Source organism: Allobosea sp. P4_H5 (assembly GCF_056400825.1).
The window spans coordinates 22,501-41,560 of record NZ_JBFUKM010000009.1 but is presented as its reverse complement, the minus strand read 5'-3'; the positions used below and the strand labels follow the sequence as shown (position 1 = coordinate 41,560).

Annotated in this window: 21 protein-coding genes; 16 read left to right on the top strand and 5 right to left on the bottom strand. The window is 67.0% G+C overall.

Annotated features, from left to right (window positions below):
- Positions 1-134 precede the first annotated feature (134 nt).
- Entirely contained in the window at positions 135-1,172 is a 1,038-nt protein-coding gene (gene hemH, locus AC1DS0_RS19025) for a ferrochelatase (RefSeq protein ID WP_476815849.1), read from the top strand.
- 9 nt (positions 1,173-1,181) lie between these two features.
- Here the strand turns inward: hemH and AC1DS0_RS19020 are convergent, their stop codons facing one another.
- Positions 1,182-2,081, bottom strand: coding sequence for an alpha/beta fold hydrolase (locus AC1DS0_RS19020; RefSeq protein ID WP_476815848.1), 900 nt, complete (start codon positions 2,079-2,081; stop codon positions 1,182-1,184).
- 54 nt (positions 2,082-2,135) lie between these two features.
- Between AC1DS0_RS19020 and AC1DS0_RS19015 the strand changes: the two genes are divergently transcribed.
- From AC1DS0_RS19015 to AC1DS0_RS19000, 4 genes are all read left to right on the top strand, one after another.
- Complete coding sequence (locus tag AC1DS0_RS19015) at positions 2,136-2,699, top strand: MarR family winged helix-turn-helix transcriptional regulator (protein WP_476815847.1); 564 nt, start codon at positions 2,136-2,138, stop codon at positions 2,697-2,699.
- A 1-nt stretch (position 2,700) separates the two neighbouring features.
- Complete coding sequence (locus AC1DS0_RS19010; RefSeq protein ID WP_476815846.1) at positions 2,701-3,678, top strand: SPFH domain-containing protein; 978 nt, start codon at positions 2,701-2,703, stop codon at positions 3,676-3,678.
- 2 nt (positions 3,679-3,680) lie between these two features.
- Positions 3,681-4,127: an NfeD family protein gene (locus tag AC1DS0_RS19005; RefSeq protein ID WP_476815845.1), complete on the top strand. Its 447-nt coding sequence runs from the start codon at positions 3,681-3,683 to the stop codon at positions 4,125-4,127.
- A 148-nt stretch (positions 4,128-4,275) separates the two neighbouring features.
- Complete coding sequence (locus AC1DS0_RS19000; protein WP_476815844.1) at positions 4,276-4,803, top strand: L,D-transpeptidase; 528 nt, start codon at positions 4,276-4,278, stop codon at positions 4,801-4,803.
- Positions 4,804-4,819: 16 nt separating this feature from the next.
- Here the strand turns inward: AC1DS0_RS19000 and AC1DS0_RS18995 are convergent, their stop codons facing one another.
- A complete protein-coding gene (locus tag AC1DS0_RS18995; protein ID WP_476815843.1) occupies positions 4,820-5,767 on the bottom strand; it encodes a 2-hydroxyacid dehydrogenase in 948 nt (315 codons plus the stop codon).
- Between the two features lie 234 nt (positions 5,768-6,001).
- Between AC1DS0_RS18995 and AC1DS0_RS18990 the strand changes: the two genes are divergently transcribed.
- From AC1DS0_RS18990 to AC1DS0_RS18980, 3 genes are all read left to right on the top strand, one after another.
- Positions 6,002-6,319, top strand: coding sequence for a DUF2853 family protein (locus AC1DS0_RS18990; RefSeq protein WP_152015020.1), 318 nt, complete (start codon positions 6,002-6,004; stop codon positions 6,317-6,319).
- Positions 6,320-6,445: 126 nt separating this feature from the next.
- Positions 6,446-6,577 carry a hypothetical protein gene (locus tag AC1DS0_RS18985; RefSeq protein WP_476815842.1) on the top strand — a complete coding sequence of 44 codons (132 nt, stop codon included), beginning with the start codon at positions 6,446-6,448 and terminating at the stop codon, positions 6,575-6,577.
- A gap of 7 nt (positions 6,578-6,584) precedes the next feature.
- Entirely contained in the window at positions 6,585-6,788 is a 204-nt protein-coding gene (locus tag AC1DS0_RS18980; protein WP_476815841.1) for a hypothetical protein, read from the top strand.
- A gap of 6 nt (positions 6,789-6,794) precedes the next feature.
- Here the strand turns inward: AC1DS0_RS18980 and AC1DS0_RS18975 are convergent, their stop codons facing one another.
- Entirely contained in the window at positions 6,795-8,096 is a 1,302-nt protein-coding gene (locus AC1DS0_RS18975; protein ID WP_476815840.1) for a class I SAM-dependent methyltransferase, read from the bottom strand.
- 244 nt (positions 8,097-8,340) lie between these two features.
- Here AC1DS0_RS18975 and AC1DS0_RS18970 point away from each other — a divergent pair, with 244 nt between their 5' ends.
- Positions 8,341-9,855, top strand: coding sequence for a methyl-accepting chemotaxis protein (locus AC1DS0_RS18970; protein ID WP_476815839.1), 1,515 nt, complete (start codon positions 8,341-8,343; stop codon positions 9,853-9,855).
- A gap of 47 nt (positions 9,856-9,902) precedes the next feature.
- On the opposite strand, the gene AC1DS0_RS18965 is transcribed toward AC1DS0_RS18970, so the two are convergent.
- The gene (locus AC1DS0_RS18965) at positions 9,903-10,124 is read right to left on the bottom strand and encodes a DUF1674 domain-containing protein (RefSeq protein WP_476815838.1); all 222 of its coding nucleotides are present in this window, start codon (positions 10,122-10,124) and stop codon (positions 9,903-9,905) included.
- 233 nt (positions 10,125-10,357) lie between these two features.
- Between AC1DS0_RS18965 and htpX the strand changes: the two genes are divergently transcribed.
- From htpX to AC1DS0_RS18930, 7 genes are all read left to right on the top strand, one after another.
- On the top strand, positions 10,358-11,251 hold the full coding sequence (gene htpX / locus AC1DS0_RS18960) for a zinc metalloprotease HtpX (protein ID WP_476815837.1): 894 nt from the start codon (positions 10,358-10,360) through the stop codon (positions 11,249-11,251).
- Between the two features lies 1 nt (position 11,252).
- The gene (locus AC1DS0_RS18955; protein ID WP_476815836.1) at positions 11,253-12,587 is read left to right on the top strand and encodes an RsmB/NOP family class I SAM-dependent RNA methyltransferase; all 1,335 of its coding nucleotides are present in this window, start codon (positions 11,253-11,255) and stop codon (positions 12,585-12,587) included.
- A 58-nt stretch (positions 12,588-12,645) separates the two neighbouring features.
- Positions 12,646-14,388: a heparinase II/III family protein gene (locus AC1DS0_RS18950; protein WP_476815835.1), complete on the top strand. Its 1,743-nt coding sequence runs from the start codon at positions 12,646-12,648 to the stop codon at positions 14,386-14,388.
- A gap of 114 nt (positions 14,389-14,502) precedes the next feature.
- The gene (purH, locus tag AC1DS0_RS18945) at positions 14,503-16,095 is read left to right on the top strand and encodes a bifunctional phosphoribosylaminoimidazolecarboxamide formyltransferase/IMP cyclohydrolase (protein WP_476815834.1); all 1,593 of its coding nucleotides are present in this window, start codon (positions 14,503-14,505) and stop codon (positions 16,093-16,095) included.
- Positions 16,096-16,251: 156 nt separating this feature from the next.
- Positions 16,252-17,430, top strand: a complete 1,179-nt coding sequence (locus AC1DS0_RS18940) for a low temperature requirement protein A (protein WP_476815833.1) — start codon at positions 16,252-16,254, stop codon at positions 17,428-17,430.
- Between the two features lies 1 nt (position 17,431).
- Positions 17,432-17,710, top strand: coding sequence for a hypothetical protein (locus tag AC1DS0_RS18935; RefSeq protein ID WP_152015011.1), 279 nt, complete (start codon positions 17,432-17,434; stop codon positions 17,708-17,710).
- Positions 17,707-18,189: a YbaK/EbsC family protein gene (locus AC1DS0_RS18930; RefSeq protein ID WP_476815832.1), complete on the top strand. Its 483-nt coding sequence runs from the start codon at positions 17,707-17,709 to the stop codon at positions 18,187-18,189. The genes AC1DS0_RS18935 and AC1DS0_RS18930 overlap by 4 nt, the downstream gene beginning before the upstream one ends.
- 3 nt (positions 18,190-18,192) lie before the next feature.
- On the opposite strand, the gene AC1DS0_RS18925 is transcribed toward AC1DS0_RS18930, so the two are convergent.
- Positions 18,193-18,999: a DUF72 domain-containing protein gene (locus tag AC1DS0_RS18925; RefSeq protein ID WP_476815831.1), complete on the bottom strand. Its 807-nt coding sequence runs from the start codon at positions 18,997-18,999 to the stop codon at positions 18,193-18,195.
- Between the last annotated feature and the right edge of the window lie 61 nt (positions 19,000-19,060).

The following is a 19,060-nucleotide window of genomic DNA, read 5'->3' as shown; positions in this document are numbered from 1 at the left end:
TTTGATTTCGATAAAGACTAGCAAGAGCCTAGCCGGCTTGCGAGACCCCTGCTTACGCAGTGTCGCACCCCATGCGGCCCGACTGGACGAAAACCGTAACTCGTCTAAATCACAGCCGAACGAAAGCGGATGTGATGAGCCTCAAGCCGAGTTTGCCTCCCGACCACGCCACCATCAAAAGCGGCCGCATCGGTGTGCTCTTGATGAACCTCGGCACGCCCGAGGGCACGAGCTACCGGCCGATGCGGGCCTATCTCAAGGAATTCCTCTCGGACCGCCGCGTCATCGAGGAACCGCGCTGGAAATGGTGGCCGATCCTCAACCTGATCATCCTGTCGACGCGCCCAGGCCGGAAGGGCAAGGACTACGCCTCGATCTGGAACAATGAGCGCAATGAGGGTCCGCTCAAGACGATCACGCGCTCGCAGACGGAGAAGCTCGCCGAACGACTGGTGGGGGCTGCCGATGGCCGCATCACCGTCGATTGGGCGATGCGCTACGGCCTGCCCGATGTGAAGAGCCGCCTGAAGGCCCTAATCGCGCAGGGCTGCGACCGCATCCTCCTGGTGCCGCTCTACCCGCAATACGCCGCGCCGACCTCGGCGACTGCCTGCGACCAGGCCTTTCGCGCCCTGATGGAAATGCGCTGGCAGCCGACAGTACGGGTCGCCCATCCCTATTATGCCGACCCGACCTACATCGACGCGCTCGCCAGCTCGATCCGCGCCTCGCTCGGCAAGCTCTCCTTCGAGCCGGAAGTGATCCTCTGCTCGCTGCACGGCATGCCCAAGGAATACCTGCTCAAGGGCGATCCCTATTACTGCCAGTGCGCCGTCACCGCCCGGCTGCTGCGCGAGAAGCTCGGCCTCTCCGAGGAGCGCTTCCGCCTGACTTTCCAGTCGCGCTTCGGCCCCGATGAGTGGCTGCAGCCCTACACCGACGAAACCGTGAAGGCGCTGGCGCAGGGTGGGACGAAATCGCTGGCGATCGTCGCGCCCGGCTTCTCGGCCGATTGCCTGGAGACGCTGGAAGAACTCGATGTCGAGAACCGCGAGATCTTCCTGCACAATGGCGGCAAGGAGTTCGCCTATCTGCCCTGCCTCAACGATTCCGAAGAGGGCATGCAGGTGATCGAGGCGGTGGTCCGCCGGGAGTTGATGGGCTGGGTGTGAGGTAGGACGCTACCCCACCACGAAGCGCGTCACGCTCTCCACAACCTGCTTGGCCTGCAGGATGCGCCGGTGGCCCAGCCCGCTCGTCTCCTGCAGCGCCACGAACGGCCCTGCCGCCGCCAGCGCCTGCGCGTGGTGGAAATCCAGTTCCCGGTCCTGCCGGTCATGGATCACCAAAGTCGGCAGGCCGATCGCCTCCAGCTGATCACGTCCCTCGAAGGCTTCGACCGGATTGCCGGCGACGCTGTGGATGCGACGCTCCAGCGCCGCCTGGCCGCGGCGGCCGAGCCCGATCGTCGCACCGAAATTACGGGTGATCGTCGTCACCGACGAGGGCGCCGCAACCAGCGCGAGCCGGTTCGACTTGACCCGCGGCTGCCCCGGCACGCTGCGGGCCAGCGCCGCCAATGCGATCGCCCCGCCGAAGGAATGCGCCACGATCGCATGCACCGGTGAAAAGACGCGCGCCACGGCGGCGAGCGCGCCGACCCCGAGCGGGATGTTGAGCTCGGCCCCGGTCGAGGTGCCATGCGCCGGCATGTCGAAGGCGACGACGCGGAAGCCCTGCGCGAGCAATGGCTGCACGAAAGCGGTCATGAACGCCGCCTCGCTGTTCCAGCCATGCAGCAGGATCACTGTCGGCGCCGGAGCATCGCCATCTTGCAAGCGGGGCTCAGGTTCGAACAGATAGGTGCTGACCGTCCCGCACGGGTAGGATACCGCCTGCCGGATCGCCGGCGCGAGCCGGCCGCGGGCGGCGATGATCGCCTTGCCGGTCCGGCTCTGTGGGCCGGGCGGGCGCGGCGGGGTACAGAAGAGTTTGAAGGCGGCGCGCCCGGCCGTATGCGGAGCGATGAAACTGCCGATGCGGACGAGAGGACGAATGACGCGAAGCGCTGTGCCGGGCATGATCGGAAACCTTGTTCGTTCAGCCTTGAACTATTATGTTCAGCGATGAACAAAATGCAAGAGCCAATTTCCGCACCGGCAAGTGAGCCGAGTAGCACCGTGAAGTCGGGGCTTCCGTGGGACCTGCCGCGTTTCAAGAACTGGCTCGCGGTCGCGCGCATGCACCAGCTCTGGAAAAAGGTCTTCTCCGAGGCGCTGGCGCCGCTCGGCATCCAGCTGGCGCATTACGATGTGCTCGCCAACGTCTTCCGTACCCCCGGTCTGACCCAGCAGCAGCTCGCCGAGAAGCTCCTGGTCGGCCGCAGCGCCATGAGCATGCTCCTCCCCGAGCTCGAGCGGCGCGGCCTGATCGAGCGCCGCAATGACGAGGCCGACCGGCGCGTGCGCCGGCTCTGGCTGACCGGGGATGGCGAGGTCCTGACCCGCAAGGCGCTGGCGATCCACGCCGCCCGGATCGAGGCGATGATGGGCGTGCTCAGCGACGAGGAATGCAATGCCGTCGGTACGATGATGTGGCGGGTCGTCGGCTACCTCGAAGGCAAGCCGCCGCGCGAGCCGTCATCAGACGCTCGCAAAGCCGCGCTTGAACGAAATTCCCCGATTGAGCCGGAGAGCTGAGATGAATCCCACTGGCTTCGACATCGTCGTCGTCGCACTGGTCGCACTGGTCATCCTGACGATCGCGCTCGGGGTCCGCACCATCCCGCAGGGCTTCAATTATACGGTCGAGCGCTTCGGCCGCTATTCGCGCACGCTGGGGGCGGGCCTCGGGCTGATCATCCCCTATATCGAGCGCATCGGCCACAAGGTGAATGTGATGGAGCAGGTGCTCGACATTCCCTCGCAGGAAGCGATCACCAAGGACAATGCCGGCGTGCGCATCGACGCCGCCGCCTTCTACCAGGTGCTCGACGCCGCCAAGGCCTGCTACGAGGTCTCCCATCTCGGCCAGGCGCTGATGGTCCTGACCATGACCAATATCCGCACCGTGGTCGGCTCGATGGACCTCGACCAGTTGCTCTCGCATCGTGACGAGATCAATGAGCGGCTGCTGCGGGTGATGGACGCCGCCGCCTCGCCCTGGGGCGTCAAGGTCACCCGCATCGAGATCAGGGACATCCTGCCGCCGGCCGACATCGCCGGCGCGATGAACCGGCAGATGAAGGCCGAGCGCGAGAAGCGCGCCGCCGTGCTCGAGGCCGAAGGTCAGCGCCAGGCCGAGATCCTCAAGGCGGAAGGGCAGAAGCAATCGCAGATCCTCGCGGCCGAAGGCCGCAAGGAAGCGGCCTTCCGCGACGCAGAGGCGCGCGAGCGCTCGGCCCAGGCCGAGGCAGCCGCGACCGCCATGGTCAGCGAGGCGATCAGCCGGGGCGACATCCAGGCCGCGAACTTTCTGATCGCCGAGCGCTATACCGAGGCGCTGAAGGCGATCGCGAGCGCCCATAACAGCAAGGTGGTGATCGTGCCGATTGAAGCTGCGGCGCTTGCTGGCACCGTCGGCGGCATTGCCCAGCTGACCAGGGCCGTGTTCGGCGAGGATGCGGTGGCGAACCGGCGCTCCGGCTCCGTCCCGGCGGCAGGCCGCACGGAGGGCTGAGCATGCTCGACTGGTTTGCCTCCTTCGGCGGCTGGGGCTGGATCGTCCTCGGGCTCGTCATGGTCGGTGGCGAGATGCTGGCACCCGGCGTCTTCCTGCTCTGGCTCGGGCTCGCCGCGCTGTTGACCGGCGCCGTGGTCGGGCTGACCGGCCTCGCCTGGCAAGGCGCCTGGCTGGTCTTCGCAGGCCTCGCCGTCGCCTCCGTCGTCATCGGTCGCGCCATCACGCGCCACCGCAGCGACGAGCCTGACACCGCGAGCGGCCTGAATGATCGCGGCCGCCAGCTGATCGGCAAGGTCTTCAGGCTGGAGGCGACGATGACCGGCGGCGAAGGCCGCATCCGCATCGGCGATTCCTCCTGGCGCGTCACCGGCCCCGAACTGCTCGCCGGCACCGAAATCCGCGTCGTGCGGGTCGATGGCGCGACGCTCGTTGTCGAGAAGGCCTGAGCGCCGACCTGCGGCAGGCATTCGCCTGGCACGGGATTAAGCCCGGATTCATGCTGAATCGAGGGTTCACCATGCTGCTGAACCGTCGATTCACCGGCAGCCCGTCCAAATCCGCTCCCGAAGTACTCAGCTGCGCAGGGAGAAGGCCATGGCGGGCCGGCACGGACCGATCGATTTCATCGTCGCAGCGGCGCTCTCGCTGCTGATGCTGCTGGCGGTGCGTCCCGCCCAGGCACGCGAGGTCGTCGACTTCCCTGACTATCGTTACCAGCCCGGCACGATCCTGATCCGCACCGCCGAGCGCAAGCTCTACTACATCGCCGCGCCCGGCCAGGCGCTGCGCTACACCATCGCCGTCGGCAAGGCCGGCAAGCAGTGGCGGGGCGTCAAATATGTCGAGGAGCTCCAGGTCGATCCGGCCTGGAGCCCGCCGGCCGAGGTCAAGCGCGACAATCCGCGCCTGCCGGACGTGATCCCGGGCGGCGCGTCCAACAACCCGATGGGCGCACGCGTCATCGGTCTCGGCCCCGGTGGCCAATACGCCATCCATGGCACCAACAACCCGCGCTCGGTCGGCACCGCCGCCTCCTATGGCTGCTTCCGGATGCACAACAGCGACGTCATCGATCTCTACGCCCGAGTCCGCATGGGGACGCCCGTCGTCGTGACGCCCTGACGGCTGGCGCGAGCGCCTAGATCGCAACCGGCGACAGCAGCGGCCGGCCGGCGAAGAATGCTTCCAGATTGGCGAGCAGCAGCTCTTGCTGCGCGACCTGGGCCGATTCCGCGTTGGCGGCGATATGCGGCGTCAGCACGACATTCTCGAGCGCTTTGAGCCGGTCCGGAATAGCGGGCTCGTGCTCGTAGACATCGAGCCCCGCGCCCGCGATTGTTCCGTTTTCCAGCGCCTCGATCAGCGCGGCCTCGTCGACCGCGATGCCGCGCGATATGTTGATAAGATGGCCTCCTGGACCGAGCGCGAGCAGGATCTGCGCATCGATCGCATGCCGTGTCTCGCCGCTCGCACGGACCGAAACCATCAGGATATCGGCCCACTCTGCGAGTCCGAGCAGGCTGGCGTGATATTGATAGGGCAACTCCGGACGCGGCGAACGGTTATGATAGCCGATCGTCATGTCGAAAGCGGCAGCGCGCGCCGCAATGCGCTGACCGATGGCGCCAAGCCCGAAAATGCCCAGTTTGCGGCCAGCCAGGCCCGGCACCGTTGCCATGCGCTCGATCGCATTGCCCTGCCAGCGGCCGGCCCGCACGAAGCGTTCGGCAGCTCCGATCTGCCGGGCGCTCGCCAGCATCAGCGCCATGGCGAACTCGGCGACACTCGTCGCATTGGCATCGGCCGCGTTGCTGACCAGAATGCCGCGCGCCTTGGCAGCGGCCCGCTCGACGCCTTCATTGCCCGTGCCGTAGCAAGCAATGAGGCCGAGATTGGGCAGGGCCTCGATCAGGGCCGCGTCCGTTTTCCAGGTTCCGACTGTCAGGAGCACGCGCGCAGCCTCCGCTCCGGATGGCAATGCCTCCGGCCCGGGATGGCTCATCGGCCCGAGCACCTCGTACTGTTCCTGCAAGTGCGCCACCAGGCGGGCCGGCATGCGCGGGGCCATCAGGATCGTTGGCTTCATGGCTGAAAGGTCCCCGGGTCGATTGCTGCATCGCAGCACTTGCCGCCCCCTGCTTCAACAACCCCTGGCGCCGATCGGCCATCTCGCACATGCAATACGAAAACACCGGGCGATCGACGGGATTTTCCCGAACCCCTCCTCTCGCCTGCGACAAAAAAGCCGGATATCGTTTCCGAAGGCGTAACGCTGAGTCCAGCGCGCCTTCGAACCGATGTGTCTTCAGAGGGGTACTCGATGGATCATCTCGCCGACGTCAAGAAGTTCGCCAAGAAGCCTGTCAACGAGGCCGCCTTTGCCGGCATGAGCAAGTCCTATGCATTGGTGATGAGCAAGCCCGACACCCGCTATGTCGCCTGCTCCGACCCCGCAGAACTCGACCGCGTCCGCGAGAATTTCCTGAAGAAGAAGCTGGGCTTGAAGAGCGCCGACCTCGACGCCTCCATCAAGGCGACCTGCGATCACATGAAGGCCGACAAGACCAAGTCGCGCCTGACCTTCTACTATCTGCTGGCCGAACATTACGGCAAGCTCGACGCCTTCGTGAAGAAATAGGTCTGACAGCCTGGCCTGACCTGATGGCGCCCCTTCGGGCGCCATTCGCATTTTCACAGCCTGCCGCGAAAACTGCGCAGAGCGCCGCAAGACCGGGACATCAACGCTCCACCCTTGGGGGTTTCGATGTTCACGCTGTCCCGCTCCGTCCTCTCCGGCCACGCCCAGACGCTCTTCGCCGTCGCCGAAGCCAGCTTCGCCTCGATGATCGTCTTCGGTGCGGGCCTCGCCTTCGGCGCCACGATCGGCTTCTTTTGAGGCGGCCATGCCGACCGCCGCCGCCTCAGCCACCCGCCCGCATTTCAAGATCGGGCGCGACCGCGAGGGCCATTGGATCGCGGTAGAGACCCATGGACGCGGCGGCGGGTATTTCCGCAGCCGGGACGATGCCCTGCACTATGCCCGCGCCGAAGCGGGCACAGGCGCCGTGACCTTCAGCGCTCGGCCGCTCGCACTGCGCCTGTCGTAACCGCGCTCAGCGATAGAGATCGACCCGCGTCAGCGGCAGGCCGGACGGGCCCTTGCGCCGCTTCGAGACCAGCGTCTGGTTGACCAGCGCCCCGCCGCGCTCGAAGGCGAGCGAGCACCCGGCGAGATAGATCAGCCACATCCGCGTCCGCTCCGGGCCGATCTCGGCCTCGGCCTGCGCCTTGTTGGCATTCAGCTTCTCCCACCACAGCCGGGTCGTGCGCTGATAGTGCTCGCGCCAGCCTTCGACGTCATGGACCTCGAAGCCATGGCGCTCGAGATTGGCGATCGACATGCCCAGATGGTCGAGCTCGCCGCCGGGGAAGATGTAGCGCACCAGAGCGCGATACTCGGCCGGCATCCTGTTGAAGGCCTTCTCGGTCTTCTTGGCGCGCCGCGAAATCGTATGGTGCAGGTACAGGCCGCGCGGCTTGAGCAGCCGGTTCACCGCCTGGAAGTAAGTCGGGTGGTTGCGGATGCCGACCTGCTCGAACATGCCGATCGAGGAGATCTTGTCGAACTCCCCTTCCATCTGGGTGAAATCCTTGAGATGCAGCGTGACCTTGCCTGAGAGCCCAAGCCGTTCGACCTTCTCCCGCGCGAACTTCAGCTGCTCCTCGGCCAGGGTCACGCCATGCGCCTCGACGCCGTAATGCTGCGCGGCATGGCAGATGAGGGCGCCCCAGCCGCAGCCGATGTCGAGCAGCTTGTCACCCGGCTTCAGCCGCAGCTTGCGGCAGATCATGTCGAGCTTGTCGCGCTGGGCGCGGCCAATATCGCCATGGTCTTCGGTGAAGTAGGCGCAGGTGTAGACCATCTCCTCGTCGAGGAAGAGCCGATAGAACGCGTTCGAGACGTCGTAGTGATAGGCGACATTGGCCTTGTTGGTCGCCGGGTCGCCATCTCGGGCGATCTCGTCGCCGCGCCGGTGGGTCACCGCCGCCTGCGCCTGTCCCGGCGCAAAGATGAAGCGCCGGACCACGTTGAACACCGCCGCCTTGGAGATGCCGCGCGCCAGCCGGCCAACCTTGCCGTCGGGCCGCGCCGCGGCAAGATCAAAGATCGAGCCGTTCTCGATCGAAATCCGATCGGCGATATAAAGGTGCAGCAGCGTATCGAGCTTGGGCTTGCGCAGCAGCGCCGCGACGACGCCGGCATCGCGAAGCGCGATCATCAGCCCGTCTGCAGGCCAGTCAGCCGGCACGCGCGAGCCGTCCCAGAGAGAGAAGCCGAGCTTGAGCCCGAGCTTTCGATGGGCTTCCGCCAGGAGCCGCCGCAGCGCCTCGATCCTCTTGCCGTCGCTGCTCATGCCGTGCCTGTTCCAATCATCATGCGCCGCCCTCTTAGCGCGGTTTGCGGCAGATCGGAATTCAGGCTGTCACGGCAGGGGGCTGCGACACGAGCCTCGCAATCGATGGCAACGGCTCTCGCTAAGCAACGCGTAAAACGTGCATGACGCCGACTAAGCAACCGTTATCCGTTTCTTAACCATACTTTGTTCTGTTTCCAAAGTGGCCAACGGGCGTCACGCATCGTGATTGGGGGATCACATCATGTCGTCAGGGGATCAGCTCGACAGACGGCTGGATTTCATGCAGCTCGATCACGAGGCGCGCGGGCGCATCGCCGGGATGGAAAAGAGCATCCTCGGCGCTTTGCCCGGCGCGCTCGATGCCTTCTACGCCCAGGTCGCTGCCTTCCCGGAGACCAGGGCCTTCTTCAGCAATACCGCCCATATGGACGGCGCAAAGAGCCGCCAGATCTCACATTGGAACCGCATCGCCAAGGGCCAGTTCGACCAGGATTATGTCCGCGCCGTCACGACCGTCGGCGAGATCCACGCCCGCATCGGACTGGAGCCGCGCTGGTATATCGGCGGCTATGCCCTGCTGCTCGAAAACCTGCTCGCCAAGGTGCTGGAGGAGCGCTGGCCGAAGAGCCGTTTCGGCGGCAAGTTCCCCGGCGCGGCCGAGCGCGGCGCCGAGATCGGCGCCATCGTCAAGGCCGCCCTGCTCGACATGGACTATGCCATCTCGGTCTATCTCGAAGCCTCGGAGGCCGCCCGGCTGAAGATCGAGGCCGAGGCCCGTTCCGTAGAGGAAGCCAAGGCCAAGGAGCGCGACAAGGCGATCGGCTATGTCAGCAACGGCATGGCGGCTCTCGCCCGCGGCGACTTGACCCATCGCATGGCCGACGACATGCCGGCCGAATACGCCAGTATCCGCGACCACTTCAACGACGCCATGGCCAAGCTCGGCGAGATGGTCGCGAGCATCAAGACCAGCTCCTCTGCCATCGCCGCCTCCTCGCAGGAGATCAACAGCGGCGCCAACGACCTGTCCTCGCGCACCGAGCAGCAGGCGTCGGCCCTGCAGCAAACCGCGGCGACCACCGAAGAGCTCACCGCCTCGGTCAAGAACTCGGCGCAGTCCTCGCGCCAGTCGGTGACGCTGGCGGACAACGCCTCGGCCGTGGCCCGCACCGGCGGCGAGATCGTCAAGGACGCGATCGAGGCGATGGCGCGGATCGAGGGCGCCTCCAAGAAGATCTCCGAGATCACCAGCGTGATCGACGGCATCGCCTTCCAGACCAATCTGCTCGCGCTCAACGCCGCGGTCGAAGCTGCGCGCGCCGGCGATGCCGGGCGTGGCTTTGCCGTCGTCGCCGCCGAGGTGCGCGCCCTCGCGCAACGTTCGGCCGAAGCCGCCAAGGACATCACCGGCCTGATCGGCTCCTCCGACACCGAGGTCGTCGAGGGCGTGCGCCTGGTCCGGCAGGCCGGCGAGACGCTGGAGAAGATCGTCGAGGCCTCGATGCAGGTCTCGGCCACGGTCAACGAGATCGCCGCCGCCGCCGGCGAGCAGGCCAACGGCATCGACGAGATGGCGCGCACCGTCAGCCATATGGACGAGATGACCCAGAGCAACGCCGCTTTGGCTGAGGAGAGCGCCGCTTCGGCGCGCGCCTTGCTCGATCAGATCGAGCGCCTCAATCGCTTCGTCAGCACCTTCCGGACCACGGAAGGTCAGGACGCGGCGGTGCCGGCGCGGCGCAGCAGGGCGGCCTGAGCAGCACTCCATTCCGCGGCGCCTTCGGGCGCCGCGTATCCGCCAGCTCAAAAATCGCTGGCGATGCCCTTCACTTCCCAGTCGTCATAGCGCACCGGCTCGAGCCCGCCGCGGCCGTCGACCTCCCTCTGCTGCCTGAGTTCGGCAGCCTTGGCGTCGATCGCCGCGCGGCGCGCCTGCGCTTCCGCCAGCGCCCGTTGCGCCGCCGGCGACAACGCCTTTGCCGGAGCGTTGGTCTCAGCTTCATCCATCTTCGTCTGCGCGCTCATGATCGGCCATTCTCTTGCAGGATCGGCATCGCCCCCACCACATAGAGCAGGATGCGAAAAAGTGGGAACCGGTTTTTCGCTGTAATCCTGCTCTAACTCTTTGATGAGAGACGGATTCAGACTTCAGATGCAACCGCCTTGCGGTTCCATCCGAGATCATCCGGCTCTAAGGACGAAACCGCGTTCCGGCGAGCCTTTCCGCACCGGGCGGCGCCGCAAGAAAGGGTTCCTGCATGAACTATGTCCGTACCGGCATGCTGATGGCGGCGCTCACCGCGCTGTTCGGCGTGGTCGGCTATCTGCTCGCCGGCGCCGGCGGCATGCTGATCGCGCTCGGCATCGCGGTCGCGACCAATCTGTTCAGCTACTGGAACTCGGACAAGCTGGCGCTCGCCGCCTACAACGCCCAGCAGGTCGATGCTGCGACCGCGCCCGAGCTCTACGGCATGGTCCAGGGCCTCGCCCAACGCGCGGGCATGCCGATGCCACGCGTCTATATCATCCAGGAAGACCAGCCGAACGCCTTCGCCACCGGCCGCAATCCGCAGAACGCCGCCGTCGCCGCGACGACCGGCATCATCCGCACGCTGAGCTATGACGAGCTTGCCGGCGTGATGGCGCATGAGCTCGCCCATATCAAGAATCACGACACGCTGACCATGACGATCAGCGCCACCATGGCCGGCGCGATCTCGTCCCTTGCCTCCTTCGGCATGTTCTTCGGCTCGCGCGACAACCGTCCCAACGCCATCGTCCAGATCGCGCTGATGATCCTCGCCCCGCTGGCGGCGACCATCGTCCAGATGGCGATCTCGCGCTCGCGCGAATATGAGGCCGACCGGATCGGCGCCGAGATCTGCGGCAATCCGGTGGCGCTCGCCGACGCGCTTGCCAAGATCGCCGGCGGCGTTTCCCACATCCCGAACGAGACGGCCGAGGCGAAGCCTGCTACGGCGCATATGTTCATCATCAACCCGCTCTCAGGCCGCGGCATGGATTCATTGTTCTCGACCCACCCCGATACCGGCAACCGCATCGCCGCACTGATGGAGCAGGCGCGCGCCATGGGCGCCGGCGCGAGCCGGAACCCCTTCGCCGGCGGCCGCGAGCCCGGGCCCTGGGGCTGAGATGGCAGCTCCTCACGAAAACCGCGCGCCGGCTGACGATGCCCCCGGCCTCGCCGCGCGCCGCCTCGCCGCAACGCTGATCGACGAGGTGCTGCGCGCCGGCACCGCGCTCGACGAAACCTTCGAGCGGATGGTAGCGACGGCAGGGCTCGAGCCCGCCGATGCCGGGCTGGCGCGCGCGATCGCGACCGTCGCCTTCCGCCGCCTCGGCACGATCCGCCAGGTGGTCGGCGCCCGCCTCGAACGCGGCAGCCCGCGCAAATCCGGCCCGTTCGAGCCGATCATGGTCGCCGCTGCCGCGCAATTGCTCTTCCTCGACGTGCCCGACCACGCAGCGGTCGACCTCGCCATCCGCCAACTACACGAAGACGCCCGGTCCTCTCGCTACGTCTCGCTCGGCAATGCCGTGCTGCGACGGCTGGCGCGGGAGCGCGAGGCGATTCTCGCCGATCTCGAACCGCTCACGGATACGCCCGATTGGCTGCGCGAGAGCTGGACGCAGACTTACGGCCCCGATGTCGCGATGGCGATCGCCGCGGCTCATGCCGAGGAGCCGCCGCTCGACCTGACCGTCAAATCCGATCCGGCCGGCTGGGCCGCCAAGCTCGACGGCATCGTCCTGCCGACCGGCTCGGTACGCCTGCGCGGGCGCGAGGCGGTCACCGGCCTGCCAGGCTTCGCTGAGGGCGCATGGTGGGTGCAGGATGCCGCCGCCGCGCTTCCTGCCCGGCTCCTCAATGTCCAGCCAGGCGAGCGCATTGCCGATCTTTGCGCCGCGCCCGGCGGCAAGACCGTGCAGCTCGCGCAATCGGGCGCAAAAGTCGTTGCCGTCGATCGCTCCGGCCCGCGCCTGCGCCGGCTCAACGCCAATCTCGACCGGCTCGGGCTGAGCGCAGAGGTCGTCACCGCCGATGTCGCGACCTTCGAGGCCGAGCCCTTCGACGCCGTCCTGCTCGACGCACCCTGCAGCGCAACCGGCACGATCCGCCGCCATCCCGACGTCGCCTGGGCGAAGCAGCCCGAGGATGTCGCCAAGCTCGCAGCACTGCAGGCGCGCCTGCTCGACCAGGCGGCGCGGCTCACCAAATCAGGCGGGCGCCTGATCTACTGCACCTGCTCGCTCGAACGCGCGGAAGGCGAGGCGCAGATCGAGGCCTTCCTGGCGCGAAACGCCGACTTCGCGCGCGATGCGATCAAGCCGGCGGAGATCGGCGGCCAGGTTGAGGCGCTGACGGCGCAGGGCGACTTGCGCACGCTGCCGCACCAGCTCGCCGGCGAGACGCCGCGCCTCTCAGGATGGGCGGGATTTTACGCTTGTCGCCTGATAAGATCATGACTCGATCGGGGATTCGCCTTCGCAGGGAGGCGGCGGGACGGCGAGGCAGCGGGATTCATTGAACGGCTGGTCGGAGCGCGGAGGCCTGGCACGGGCAGCCATCGGCAGGGCGGCGCGGCGCACGCGCGGCCAGGTCGTCGGCGCCAAGCGCGCGCTCTGGCCGTTCGGCCGCCTGCGCGCCAGCCGCCTGCTCTTCGCCCCGCACGACCTGCGCACCGCCGACCCGACCACGGCGAGCGACATCTATGCCGGGTACTTCGCGCTCGCCGGCCGCACCGTGAACTGCCATGGCGAATCGCCTTTCCTGGTCGCGCCGCCGAGCGAAGCCTGGTCCGAGGCGCTGAACGGCTTCGTCTGGCTGCGCCACTTACGGGCCGCCGACACCGCGATCGCCCGCGCCAACGCCCGCGCCCTCGTCGACGAGTTCATCACCCGCCGGCATGATCGCGACGAGATCGCCCGCCGCCCGGCCGTGATCGCCCGCCGGCTGATGTCTTTCCTGTCGCATTCGCCGCTCCTGCTCGAAGGCGCCGACCACGCCTTCTACGAGCGCTTCATCCGCCATGTCGCGCAGACGGCAGAGCGCCTCCAGCTCGCGCTCGCCGGCGCCGTCGAAGGCGCGGCGCGGCTGCAATGCCTGATCGCAATCTGCTTCGCCGCTATCTGTCTCGACGGCCAGGAGCGACGGCTGCGCCGCTATGAGATTGCACTCTCCGACGAGCTGGAGCAGCAGATCCTGCCGGATGGCGGTCATCTCAGCCGCAATCCCCGTATCCTGATCGACCTCCTGCTCGATCTCCTGCCACTGCGCGAGACCTTCACCGCGCGCGGGCTCGAACCACCCCGCGCCGTCATCATGGGGATCGACCGGATGATGCCGCATCTCAAGCTGTTCCGGCATGGCGACGGCGCGCTCGCTCTGTTCAATGGCATGAACGCGACGCCGCCCGATCTGATGGCGACGCTCGCCGCCTATGACGATGTCCGCGCCCGGCCGATCGAGCACGCCGCCTATTCCGGTTATGACCGGCTCAGCGCCGGCACCAGCATCGTCGTGGTCGAGGCCGGGCCGCCGCCGCGCGGCGCCAACTCGATCGAGGCCCATGCCGGCTGCCTCTCCTTTGAATTGTCGACGGGCTCGCAGCGCATCGTGGTCAATTGCGGCGCCAGCCGCTTCGGCACGTCCGAGCTCAAGCTCGCCGCCCGCGCCACCGCCGCCCATTCGACCGTGACGCTGAACGACCGCTCCAGCGCCGTCTTCGGCCTGGTGCTCGGGGAGCGGCGGATCACCGCCGGCCCGGTCGATGTCCGCGTCGCTCGCCAGGATGGCGAGGACGGACATGAATGGGTCGGCAGCCATGACGGCTACCGGCGCGCTTTCGGCACCGTCCATACCCGCCGCCTGCTGTTGTCCCGCAATGGCAGCGAGCTCGTCGGCGAGGATGCGCTGAGCCCGCCGGCCGCGCTGGCGAGCCTGCCGGCCGCCGCGCGCTTCCATCTGCACCCCAACGTCAAACCAAGTCTGATCCGCGACGGCGAGGGTGCGTTGCTGGCACTGCCTTCGGGCGAGATCTGGGCCTTCGAGGCCTCCGGCCTGCGGGTCGGGCTGGAAGAAAGCATCTTCTTCGCCGCCGCCGATGGCCGCCACAAGACCGCGCAGCTCGTCGTCGAGTTCGACGCCGTGGCGACACCACAGGTCATCTGGCGCTTCGCCCGCCTCGGCACGCCGGCGCAACGCAAGACCAGACCCGAAGAGGCCCGGCAGGAACAGGCCGAAGCGGAGCCCGACCTGCCGCTCTGACCTCTCCGCAGGGCAAGGCTGCGGCGCCTTGTGCTTTGCAGCAAAGCCCGGGCGTGATAGGGCGCGCGCGAGTATTCCGCGCTTCGCGCTCATCAACCCGGACCTGATTTTCCCATGCCGAACGAACTCCGCCGCGTCGAACGCGCGCTGCTTTCCGTTTCCGACAAGACCGGGCTGATCGATTTCGCCCGCGCCCTCTCCCGCCTGGGCATCGCCCTGGTCTCCACCGGCGGCACCGCCAAGGCGATCGCCGAGGCCGGCCTTGCCGTCACCGACGTCTCGGACCTGACCGGCTTCCCCGAGATGATGGACGGCCGCGTCAAGACGCTGCATCCCAAGGTCCATGGCGGCCTGCTCGCCGTCCGCTCGCATCCCGAGCACCAGGCCTCGATGCTCGGCCACGGCATCGCGCCGATCGATCTGCTCGTCGTCAACCTCTATCCCTTCGAGGCGACGGTCGCCGCCGGCAAGCCCTATGACGACTGCATCGAGAACATCGATATCGGCGGCCCGGCGATGATCCGCGCCGCCGCCAAAAACCACAACGACGTCGCCGTCGTGGTCGAAGCCTCCGACTATGCCGCCGTGCTGGCCGATCTCGAGACGCACAAGGGCGCGACCACGCTGACTTTGCGCCGCAAGCTGGCGCAGAAGGCCTATTCGCGTACCGCTGCCTATGACGCCGCGATCTCGAACTGGTTCGCTGGTGAGCTCGGCGATACCTCGCCGGCCTTCCGGGCGCTGGGCGGCCGCCTCGCCGAGACGATGCGCTATGGCGAGAACCCGCACCAATGGGCCGCCTTCTATCGCACGCCGGAGCAGCGTCCGGGCGTCGCCACCGCCCGCCAGGTCCAGGGCAAGCAGCTCTCCTACAACAACATCAACGACACCGACGCCGCCTTCGAATGCGTCGCCGAGTTCGATCCCAACCGCACCGCCGCCTGCGTCATCGTCAAGCATGCCAATCCCTGCGGCGTCGCCGAAGGCGGCTCGCTGCTCGAGGCCTATGAGCGGGCCCTCGCCTGCGACCCCGTCTCGGCCTTCGGCGGCATCGTCGCGCTGAACCGCAAGCTCGACGCGGAGGCCGCCAGGAAGATCGTCGAGATCTTCACCGAGGTGATCATCGCCCCCGATGCCGACGAGGAGGCGATCGCGCTCGTCGCCGCCAAGAAGAACCTGCGCCTGTTGCTGACCGGCGGTCTGCCGGATGTCCGCAAGTCCGGCCTTTCCCTGCGCACTGTCGCCGGCGGCTTCCTGGCGCAGGCGCGCGACAATGCCGTCGTCGACGACATGGAGCTCAAGGTCGTGACCAAGCGCCAGCCGAGCGAAACCGAGCTCGCCGATCTGCGCTTCGCTTTCCGCGTCGCCAAGCACGTCAAGTCGAACGCGATCGTCTACGCCAAGGGCCTCGCCACGGTCGGCGTCGGCGCCGGCCAGATGAGCCGCGTCGATTCCTCGCGCATCGCCGCCTGGAAGGCCGGTGAAGCCGCCAAGGCGGCCGGCGCGGTGGAGAGCCTGGCCAAGGGCGCGGTCGTCGCCTCCGACGCTTTCTTCCCCTTCGCCGACGGCCTGCTCGCCGCGGCCGAGGCCGGCGCCACCGCGGTGATCCAGCCCGGCGGCTCGATGCGCGACGACGAGGTGATCAAGGCGGCCGACGAGGCCGGCCTCGCCATGGTCTTCACCGGCCATCGCCATTTCCGGCACTGAGACCGGCAAAGCCGCTTTTATGAACCTTGGCTAAGTTTTCCGTCATTCCGGACAAGCCGCGAAGCGGAGCGCCGGAATGACGAGGCTTGATCCAAGCCTTGCCCGCGGTTCCTGACAACCTCTAGGATTTCGCAGGATAGAGAGCGTGGGGGCGGGATGAGCGGCAACAGCGCTAGACGACATGTGCTGCGCCCGCGTGCGGAGCACACGCACAACAAGGTCAGCTTCGTCGAGCTCTTCTTCGACTTGGTCTTCGTCTTCGCGATCACCCAGATCTCGCACACGCTGCTCGAGCACTTCTCGGCGCTCGGGCTCGCCCAGGCAGCGCTGCTGCTCGGCGCGGTCTGGTGGGTCTGGATCTATACGAGCTGGGTGACCAACTGGCTCGATCCCGACCATATCGCCGTGCGGCTGATGCTGTTCGCGCTGATGTTCGGCGGGCTCCTGCTCTCGACCTCGCTGCCCGAGGCCTTCGGCGAAAAGGGCCTGATCTTCGCCGGCGCCTATACAGCGATGCAGATCGGCCGCTCGCTCTTCACCATGCTGAGCCTGAAGCCGCACAGCCCCGGAAACTACCGCAATTTCCAGCGCATCACCGCCTGGCTCGTCCTGTCCGGCATCTTCTGGATCGCCGGCGGCCTCGCCGAGGGCAACAGTCGCTTCGCCTTCTGGGCGCTGGCGCTCGGCCTCGAATACGTCTCACCCTCGCTCGGCTTCTATGTCCCCGGCCTTGGCCGTTCGACCACTGCCGACTGGACCATCGAGGGCGGCCATTTCTCCGAGCGCTGCGCTCTGTTCGTCATCATCGCGCTCGGCGAATCCGTGCTCGTCACCGGCGCGACCTTCGCCAAGCTGGCGATGACGCCGGTCATCGTGCTCGCCTTCGCCAACAGTTTCGTCAGCTCGGTGGCGATGTGGTGGATCTATTTCAACATCGGTGCCGAGCGCGCCAGCGAGCAGATCGCGCGCTCCGACGATCCCGGCCGGCTGGCCCGCATCGCCTATACCTATATCCACCTGCTGCTCGTCGCCGGCATCATCCTGGTTGCGGTCGGCGACGAATTCGTGCTCGCCCATCCCGGCGGCCATACCGACATGAAAACGGCGATCGCGATCATCGCCGGGCCGGCGCTCTACCTCCTCGGCAACCTGTTCTTCAAGAAGGTCACCGCCGGCTGGCATCCATTGTCTCATCTGGTCGGGCTCGGCCTGCTCGCCCTGCTCACGCCGCTGGCTGGCAGCTTGCCGCCGCTCGGGTTCAGCATGGGCGCGACCGCGATCCTCATTCTCGTCGCAGCTTGGGAAACCTTGTCCCTGCGTCCGAAGGAACCGTGACATGCATACCGTCAAGGTCATCGCCGCGGGCTTTGCCCTGCTCGGCGTGCTGCTCCTGATCGCGCCGCGACTGAACACGGGCGGGCGCCATCCGATCGTCTTCGCGATGAAACTGTTCATTCCGCTGTGGTTCGCCGCCTCGGTGATCAATCTGATCGTCGGCATCACCCGGGCCGGCTACAGCTTCCTGCAGGAGGCCCCGATCCTGCTCGTCGTCTTCGGCGTGCCGGCGCTGGTGGCATCCCTGATCTGGTGGCGCTTCGGAAGGAATGTGTCGTGAGCCTTGAATCCGTCCGCGCCTTCTTCGCCGAACATGCCCCCGATATCGCGATCCTCGAAACCGACGGCAGCAGCGCCACGGTGACGCTGGCGGCGGCGGCTTTCGGCGTCGAGCCGGCCCGCATCGCCAAGACCCTGTCCTTCCGCCTTGGCGAGCGCGTTGTGCTGCTGGTGACACGCGGCGATGCCCGCCTCGACAACAAGAAGACCAAGGCCGCCTTCGGCGCCAAGCCGCGCATGCTCGACCTTGACGAGGTCGTCGCCATCACCGGCCATCCGGTCGGCGGCGTCTGCCCGTTCGGGCTACCGACGCCGCTGCCGGTCTATTGCGACATCTCGCTGAAGATCTTCGACGAGGTCGTGCCGGCCGCCGGCTCGACGCAGACCGCGGTGTGCATCAGCCCCGACCGCATGGCCGCGCTGACCGGCGCAGAATGGGTCGATGTCTGCCAGGAGCCAGCGGCGCAGGCCGCGGAGTAGGCCTCAGCCGCGCACGCGCTCGATCAGCGCCATCGCCGCAGCGGGATTGCGGACCTTGTCGCCGCTGATGACATAGAGAAAGACGTCGCGTGGCGTCTTCTCCGCCGCAGGCGCGACCAGCTCCAGATCATCCGGCGCGCCCCCCTTGGCCCAGTCCCTGGCGCGGCCAGCCCAGGCGTCGAGCTGCTTGGCCGGATAGCCCTGCGCCTCCGCCTCCTTGGTGCCCATGATCCGCGCATAGACGAAGGGCGCCGTCACGTCGGCGACCTGCGGGAAATCGGAATCGCCGGCGGTGATCGCCGCCACGCCATACTTCCGCAGCAGTGCGACGAAGTCGGGCGAACGGAAGCTCGGATGACGCACTTCCACGGCATGGCGCAGCCTGATGCCGTCGACCTCCTTCGGCAGCAGCTTCAGGAAGGCCTCGAAATCGACGGGGTCGAAGGCCTTGGTTGCCATGAATTGCCAGTTGATCGGGCCGAGCTTTTCCTTGAGCTCGCTGAGGCCGGAGGTCACGAACTTCTCGACCGAAGGCCCGGCCTCGGCCAAAATGCGGCGATTGGTGCAGAAGCGCGAGCCCTTCAGCGCGAAGACGAAGCCGTCAGGCGTCTCCGCCCGCCATTTCGCAAAGCTCTCCGGCTTTTGCGAACCGTAATAGGTGCCGTTGACCTCGATCGACGTCAGCTTGCTCGAGGCATATTCGAGCTCGCGCTTCTGCGAGAGCTTGTCGGGGTAGAAGGTTCCACGCCAAGGCTCGAACACCCAGCCGCCAATGCCGATATGGACCTGTCCGGCTGTTTTGGTGGCCATGGCTCGCATCCTCGACCGCGTCGCTCAATCTGAAGCGAAGAGTAGTACGCTGCGGCCCCTG